The 6,870-nt window shown below is 72.8% G+C and carries 10 protein-coding genes; 9 read left to right on the forward strand and 1 reads right to left on the reverse strand.

Annotated features, from left to right (window positions below):
- Positions 1-139 precede the first annotated feature (139 nt).
- The 8 genes from AKI01S_RS19770 to AKI01S_RS50700 all read left to right on the forward strand — a co-directional run bounded on the left by AKI01S_RS19770 (position 140) and on the right by AKI01S_RS50700 (position 5,572).
- Positions 140-961 (forward strand): SAM hydrolase/SAM-dependent halogenase family protein, encoded by an 822-nt coding sequence (locus tag AKI01S_RS19770; protein WP_067819675.1) that lies wholly within the window; start codon positions 140-142, stop codon positions 959-961.
- A gap of 25 nt (positions 962-986) precedes the next feature.
- A complete protein-coding gene (locus AKI01S_RS19775) occupies positions 987-1,850 on the forward strand; it encodes an ABC transporter substrate-binding protein (protein ID WP_067819676.1) in 864 nt (287 codons plus the stop codon).
- A 10-nt stretch (positions 1,851-1,860) separates the two neighbouring features.
- Entirely contained in the window at positions 1,861-2,736 is an 876-nt protein-coding gene (locus tag AKI01S_RS19780) for an amino acid ABC transporter permease (RefSeq protein ID WP_067819679.1), read from the forward strand.
- Positions 2,733-3,518, forward strand: coding sequence for an amino acid ABC transporter ATP-binding protein (locus AKI01S_RS19785; protein ID WP_067819682.1), 786 nt, complete (start codon positions 2,733-2,735; stop codon positions 3,516-3,518). The genes AKI01S_RS19780 and AKI01S_RS19785 overlap by 4 nt, the downstream gene beginning before the upstream one ends.
- Positions 3,515-3,928 (forward strand): NUDIX hydrolase, encoded by a 414-nt coding sequence (locus tag AKI01S_RS19790; protein ID WP_067819685.1) that lies wholly within the window; start codon positions 3,515-3,517, stop codon positions 3,926-3,928. The genes AKI01S_RS19785 and AKI01S_RS19790 overlap by 4 nt, the downstream gene beginning before the upstream one ends.
- Before the next feature lie 105 nt (positions 3,929-4,033).
- Positions 4,034-4,747 (forward strand): alternative oxidase, encoded by a 714-nt coding sequence (locus AKI01S_RS19795; protein ID WP_067819689.1) that lies wholly within the window; start codon positions 4,034-4,036, stop codon positions 4,745-4,747.
- Positions 4,748-4,887: 140 nt separating this feature from the next.
- The gene (locus AKI01S_RS19800) at positions 4,888-5,337 is read left to right on the forward strand and encodes a hypothetical protein (protein WP_067819692.1); all 450 of its coding nucleotides are present in this window, start codon (positions 4,888-4,890) and stop codon (positions 5,335-5,337) included.
- 97 nt (positions 5,338-5,434) lie between these two features.
- Positions 5,435-5,572 (forward strand): hypothetical protein, encoded by a 138-nt coding sequence (locus AKI01S_RS50700; protein ID WP_157419949.1) that lies wholly within the window; start codon positions 5,435-5,437, stop codon positions 5,570-5,572.
- A gap of 226 nt (positions 5,573-5,798) precedes the next feature.
- Here AKI01S_RS50700 and AKI01S_RS19805 read toward each other — a convergent pair whose 3' ends face one another.
- Positions 5,799-6,302 (reverse strand): helix-turn-helix domain-containing protein, encoded by a 504-nt coding sequence (locus AKI01S_RS19805; protein ID WP_157419950.1) that lies wholly within the window; start codon positions 6,300-6,302, stop codon positions 5,799-5,801.
- A 199-nt stretch (positions 6,303-6,501) separates the two neighbouring features.
- Here AKI01S_RS19805 and AKI01S_RS19810 point away from each other — a divergent pair.
- The coding region (locus AKI01S_RS19810; protein WP_218009733.1) for a hypothetical protein at positions 6,502-6,870 on the forward strand (369 nt) is incomplete at its 3' end.

Below are 6,870 nucleotides of genomic sequence, written 5' to 3' on the forward strand. Positions count from 1 at the left end.
CCGCCGAAGACAGGGATATGGTGCGCGCAATCGGCGACGCGGCCGCGCGCCCCGGTGACGGCAGGGGTGTGACCTGGTCTTCCTACCGTGTTGGTAGGATCGGCGCTCCGCCATCCCCGCTGGTCCGCGAAGGTGTCCCGTGTCCGCGTCCCGTCCGTTCGTCAGCCTGGCCACCGACTTCGGTGCCGCCTACAGCGCCATCTGCGCCGGGGTCGTCTACTCCATCACCCCGGACGCGAACGTGCTGGTGCTGAGCGACGAGATCACCCCGTACGCGATCGTGGAGGGCGCGATGCTGCTGGAGCAGGCGCTGCCCTACCTGCCGGTCGGCGTGCACGTGGGGATCGTGGATCCCGGCGTCGGCACCCGGCGGTACCCGGTGGGGATCGCGACCGGGCGCGGCGACCTGCTGGTCGGCCCCGACAACGGGCTGCTGGTCCCGGCCGCCGAGGCCCTGGGCGGCGTGGTCCGGGCGCACCGCCTGGAGAACCCCGCCTACCGGCTGCCGGAGGTGTCCACCTCCTTCCACGGTCGCGACGTCTTCTCCCCCGCCGCCGCGCACCTGGCGAGCGGCGTGGACCTGGCGGAGTTCGGCCCGGCGACCGACCTGATCCGGCTGGATCCGCCCCCGGCCGCCGTGCGCGACGGCGCGCTGGAGACGACCGTGCTGTACGCCGACCAGTTCGGCAGCCTGATCCTGGCGGCCGGGCGCGACGACCTGACCGCCGCGCTCGGCGACCTGCCGTTCGGGACCGCCCTGGAACTGGCCTGGACCGGGCCGGACGGCATCCCCCGGACCGCCCGGGCGCCGTTCGAGGAGACGTTCGGCAGGGTCGCCAAGGACGAGCCGCTGCTGTGGATCGACTCCTCGGGCCGCCTCGGCCTGGCCGTCAACCAGGGCTCGGCCGCCGCCCGCTTCGGCCTCGGCGGGTCCGCCGCCCTCACCATCCGTTCCATCTGATCTCTCTTCTCCCCGGAGGCTCGCCTTGGCCCGCCGTTCCCTGCTCACCGCCCTCGCCGGGCTGGCCGCCGTCACCCTCGCCGCCACCGCCTGCGCGCCCCAGAAGAAGGAGACCGGGTCCGGCACGGCCGCGCCCGCCTCCTGCGCCAAGGACCAGCTGAGGCTGGTGAACAAGGGGCGGCTCACGGTGGCCACCGACAAGCCCGCGTTCGAGCCGTGGTTCAAGAAGAACGACCCGAGCAACGGCGAGGGCTTCGAGAGCGCCGTCGCCTACGCGGTGGCGGGCAAGCTTGGCTTCGCCAAGAACGAGGTCAGGTGGGTGACCCAGCCGTTCGACGCCTCCTACGCGCCCGGCCCGAAGAACTTCGACTTCGACATCAACCAGATCTCGGTGACCCCGGCGCGGCAGAAGGCCGTGACGTTCTCCGACGGCTACTACGAGGTGCAGCAGGGCGCGGTCACGGTGAACGGCTCCAGGTACGCCGGGGCCAGGAGCCTCGCGGAGCTGAAGGACGCCCGGATCGCCGTGCAGGTCGGCACGACCGCGTTGCAGGCCGTCCGCGACCAGATCAAGCCGACCCGGCAGCCCAAGGTGTTCAACAGCCAGATCGACACCGTCAACGCGCTGAAGAACAAGCAGGTGGACGTGCTGGTGCTGGACCTGCCGAGCGCGTTCTACGTCACCGCCGCCCAGGTCGACGACTCCAAGATCATCGGCCAGTTCGCCTCCGGGTCCGCCGCCGAGCACTTCGGGCTGCTGCTCCAGAAGGACAACCCGCTGGTCGGCTGCCTGAACAAGGCCATCGGCGAGCTGAAGTCCGCCGGCGAGCTGACCCGCATCCAGGACAAGTGGCTGGGGGCCGCCGCGGGCGCCCCGGTCCTGAAGTGACGGCGCGCCGGTGACCTCGCTCCACAAGCGGCCTTCCGGCGAGTGGGTCAAGAGCGAACGCCAGCTCGACCGCGAACGCCGCCGGCGCCGCCAGGGCGTCCGGTCCGGATCGGTCGCGGCGGCGTCCACGATCCTGTTCGTGGTGCTCGTCGCGCTGGCGGTGACCTCCTCGCCGGGCTGGCCGCGCGTGCGGGAGACGTTCTTCGACTGGGAACGGTTCAGCGCCGCGTTCCCCGACGTGCTCGGCGGCTTCTGGCTCAACATCCAGATCTTCCTGGTCGCCGAGGTCGTCATCCTGGTGCTGGGGCTGCTGGTCGCGCTCGCGCGCGGCCTGCGCAGCCCCCTGTTCTTCCCGCTGCGGATGCTGGCCACCGCCTACACCGACGTGTTCCGCGGCATCCCGACGATCCTGCTGGTGTACCTGGTCGGGTTCGGGCTGCCCGCGCTGGAGCTGCAGGGCGTGCCGAGCAGCCCGGCGGTGCTGGGCGGCCTGGCGCTGGTGCTGTCCTACGGCGCGTACGTGGCCGAGGTGTTCCGGTCCGGCATCGAGTCGATCCACCCCAGCCAGCGCGCGGCGGCGCGGTCCCTCGGGCTCAGCCAGGCGCAGGCGCTGCGGTTCGTGATCCTGCCGCAGGCGGTGCGGCGGGTCGTGCCGCCGCTGCTGAACGACTTCGCCTCGCTGCAGAAGGACACCGCGCTGGTGGCGGTGCTCGGCCCGCTGGAGGCGCTGCGGCAGGCGCAGATCCACCAGGCCGAGACGTTCAACTACACCCCCTACCTGGCCGCGGCCGTGCTGTTCATCGCGCTGACCGTGCCGATGGCCCGGTTCACCGACCACCTGGCGGCCCGCGCCGAGCGCCGCCGCGCGCCCGGAGGTGCCCCGTGACCGGACCGGCGACCGAGCCGACGGCCGAACCGGCGACCGCGCCGCTGCTGCGCGTCGAGGGCGTCTGGAAGAACTACCACGGCCACCACGTGCTGCGCGGCGTCGACCTGGAGGTCGCGCCGCACGAGGTGGTGTGCCTGATCGGCGCGTCCGGGTCCGGCAAGTCCACGCTGCTGCGCTGCCTGAACCTGCTGGAGACCGTGGACGACGGCGCGGTCTGGCTGGACGGGCGGGAGATCACCGACCCGGCCGCCGACCCCGACGAGGTGCGCAAGCGCATTGGGATGGTCTTCCAGTCCTACAACCTGTTCCCGCACATGACGGTGCTGGACAACATCACCCTCGCGCCCGTCCGGGTCCACCGGCGGTCGCGGCGGGAGGCCGTCGCGCGGGCCCGCGCCCTGCTGGAGCGCTTCGGCCTCGCCGACAAGGCGGACGCCTATCCCGACCGGTTGTCGGGTGGCCAGCAGCAGCGCGTGGCGATCGTCCGGGCGATGGCGTGCGAGCCGAGCGTGCTGCTGCTGGACGAGGTCACCTCCGCGCTCGACCCGGAACTGGTCACCGAGGTGATGGGCGTCATCCGCGAGCTGAAGCAGGCGGGGATGACGATGGTGATGGCCACCCACGAGATGGGCTTCGCCCGCGACATCGCCGACACCGTGTGCTTCCTGGAGAACGGCGTGCTGCTGGAACGCGGCCCCGCCGAGCAGATCTTCACCGAGCCGAGGGAGCCGCGCACCCGCGCGTTCCTGCAACGAGTTCTGGAGTCCGGCCGCCTGTGAACCGCGAACTCGACGTCGTCGCCTGGGTCCACGTGTCCGGCGGCCGGATGCTGGCGGTCCGGTCGCGGGGCCGCGACCTGCTGTACCTCCCCGGCGGTAAGCGCGAGCCGGGCGAGGACGACTGGTCGGCGGTGTCGCGGGAGGTCCGCGAGGAGCTGGCGGTGGAGCTGGACGCGGCCTCGTTCCGCGCCCTGGGCGTGGTCCGCGCGGAGGCCCACGACCAGCCCGCGTTCTCGCACGTGCGGATGGCCTGCTTCACCTCCGGCCACGTCGGCGGGTTCACCCCGGCCAACGAGATCGGCGAGCTGGTCTTCGTGGGCCGCGACGACCGGGACCTGCTGGCCCCGGCGTCGCGGGCCGCCCTGGACCTGGCGGCCTCCCACGGCCTCGTCCCCTGGGGGACCCCTTAGGCCGGGAGATGTAGCGGGCGGGCCCGCACTGCGCGGACGGCGGTACGGCAGGTGTCTCTCGCGGGCCGACGCCCGGCCGGGTGCCGTCCCAGCAGGATCGTGGACATGACGATCACGGCTCCGCCCACCGTTCCCGCCCCCGCCCGCCACGCCGGGCCGCCCAAGCTCTCCCCGCGCGAGCTGCGCGCCGCCCAGGCCGAGACCCTCGCCGCCCCGCGCCTGCGCTACGGCCTCATGGCGCGGCTGCTGTTCGGACAGATGGACCTGGTCTACGGACGCGAGCGCACGTTCGTGAAGTTCACGATGCTGGAGTTCATCGCCCGCGTCCCCTACCAGGCGTGGGAGCGCGTCGGCTACCACGCCCTGTCGCGGCGGCGCCGCAGCTCCGACCTCGCCAGGCGGGTCCACGACCGGATCGTCGAGACCCGCGAGGAGCAGGACAACGAGCAGTGGCACCTGCTGATCCTCCAGGACATCGTCCAGCGGGAGGGGCACCGCCAGTCGTTCCTGCTCCACCGGCTCGCGCCGTGGCTGGTGGCGTTCGTGTACTACCACGTGTCCTGGCTGCTGTTCGTGCTGAGGCCCGAGTGGAGCTACCGCCTGAACGCCGACTTCGAGGACCACGCCGAGCACGAGTACATGGAGTTCGTCGCCGAGCACCCCGAGTTCGAGGAGGTGGCCGCGCCGCCCACCTACGCCGCCGAGTACGGCCGCTACCGTTCGCTGGCCGACCTGCTGCGGCAGATCGGGCACGACGAGCGCGTGCACAAGGTCGACAGCCTCGTCCACATGGGCAACCCGCGCTTCCACGAGGCCTGAACCCTCCCCTCCCCGCCGTGGCCCGCCCGCCGCGGCGGGGCTCGACTTCGGTCGGGAACGGGCTCGCCCTTCGGCCGCTGCGGGCGCGTCCGGCGCCGCGGACGCCGGGAGGCGCGGGCGGCACGGCGAAGGGGACAGCGATGATCGTTCAGAGGGGCGTCAACCACGACACCGAGCGCGAGGTGTGGGACGTCGCGTACGTGCGGCGCGACATGGCCGCCATCCGCGACGACCTGCACTGCGACTCCGTCATCCCGCTCGGCTCCAGCCTGCGGGACGGGATCGTGCGGGACGAGCGGGAGCAGGCCCGCTACCTGGACGAGCTGCTGGACGTGTTCGAGGCGGAGAACGCGCACGGGGCGTTCGTCCACGGCTTCGTCGCACCCGGCTCCCCCACGGCGGCCGACCCCCGGTACGACCTGGACACCGCGTCGTTCTCGCTGCTGAAGGTCGCGTCGCCCGGATCGCCCGACGACTGCGCGCGGACGGGGCGGTGGGAGCCGAAGGCGGCGTTCCACACGGTGGCCGCGCGGTCCGCCCGACCAGGGGGATCCACTTTGAGCGAAGTACTGGAAAATCAACAACTCTGATTGACAGCGGCCGCTCCGTCACGCAGAATCATCGTACTGGCACTTTCAGTGAACGGGACCTTCGGTCCATGTTCCTTGATCGGTGAAGCGAGGGCCCATGCACAACGGCATCCACATCGACCGGGCGACGGGTCGGCTCTGCGCGGCCGCGTTCCTGCCGGGCCTGACGGTCTCCGCGTTCGACGGCCTCCGGCTGGCGCAACGCCTGCTCACGCTCGTCCAGTCGCTGCTGTGATCCCCGTCCCGGCACGCGCCCGAGCGGCGGCGCCCCGTCCCGGGGCGACGCCCCTCCCCCGGCTCCGCCCGGTCACGCCGGATCTCCCCGGCGGCCGATATGCCGGGCACGCTGAGCGGCCTGGCCGACCGCATGGAAGTCGGCGGCCAGGCCGCCCAGAGACGAACGCGCCCAGCCCCCATGCCCCCGCAAGGGCGGGGCTGACACGGCGGGCGTGCCGGAAGGGTCAGCCGTCGCCGTTGGGGGGGCGTTCCGGGTGCTGGCGGAGGCGGTCGGCGCGGGCGGCGGCCAGGATCATCTCGTCGACCACCCAGCGGGCCTGGGGGGACAGGTCCACCAGGGCGCGCAGCACCTCCGACCGCACCACCCCGGCCTCCACCTCGCGGCGCAGGGCCTTGAACGTCAGATCGTCGTCGATCGGCCCGGCCTCGCCCGGGAAGCCGAAGTAACCGATCGGCACCCCGAAGAACGTGGCCAGCGCCGTGAGGGTCTTGAGCTGCGGGTTGTCCTGGCGGCCGGTGCGCAGCTTCCACACCGTGGTGGAGGAGATGTCCTCACCGGTGGCGCGGGCGATCGCGGCGGCGGTCTCCACGTTGTTGCGCGGCGGCGGAGCCTCCGCCGGCCACATGTTCCGGATCAGCCACTCGACCTTCTCCGCCAGGGTCGCCGACGGCGCGACTCCCTGAACGTCCCCCGACCTCGTCCGCACCACGGCACCCCTCCGCCTCACGTGTCCAACGATTTTAATTGACCGGTCGCCCCCACGTCAGCAAAGGACACGGATGGTTCCGGACGGTATCGAGCCGATCACGGATTGGTACCTTCCCGCCGACGTGCCGCGCCGGAACCGTGACCGGCGGTGTGGCGGCTGCTTTCATCGGACCGTCACCGCAGGTCATCCGCTGTTCATCCCCGGGGAGGGGCCGTCCGTGCCAGCCCATGTCGTTCCGGCCGTCCGCGCCGGCCTGGCCGCCGCCGCACTGCTCGCCGCGCTGGCGGGACCGCTCTCCGGCACGGCGGACGCCCGGTGCATCGAGCTGCGGGGCGCGCCGGCACGGGTGTTCGACCGGAGCGAGCTGTGCCGGAGCCTGCGCTCCGGGCTGACCACCGGGCAGCCGGACATGGACCGCGCGCTCCGCCGGTCGGCGCGCGAGGCCCCGCGGCGGACGGCCACCGGGGCCCGGCAGGCGGCCCGCCCCGCCGGGGCACCGGCCCGGAAGAAGACCCGTGTCCGGGAGCGTCCGGCCAGGTCGCAGCCGTTGCGCCGGGAGCCGGTGCGGCTGGAGGCGCCGCCCGGC

Source organism: Actinomadura kijaniata NBRC 14229, assembly GCF_001552175.1.
GTDB lineage: Bacteria > Actinomycetota > Actinomycetes > Streptosporangiales > Streptosporangiaceae > Spirillospora > Spirillospora kijaniata.

What these genes read in the sequence shown, in the direction of transcription:
- AKI01S_RS19795 (WP_067819689.1), top strand. Translation starts at nt 4,034, where the DNA reads ATGACGATCACGGCTCCGCCCACCGTTCCCGCCCCCGCCCGCCACGCC.
- AKI01S_RS19800 (WP_067819692.1), top strand. Translation starts at nt 4,888, where the DNA reads ATGATCGTTCAGAGGGGCGTCAACCACGACACCGAGCGCGAGGTGTGG.
- AKI01S_RS50700 (WP_157419949.1), top strand. Translation starts at nt 5,435, where the DNA reads ATGCACAACGGCATCCACATCGACCGGGCGACGGGTCGGCTCTGCGCG.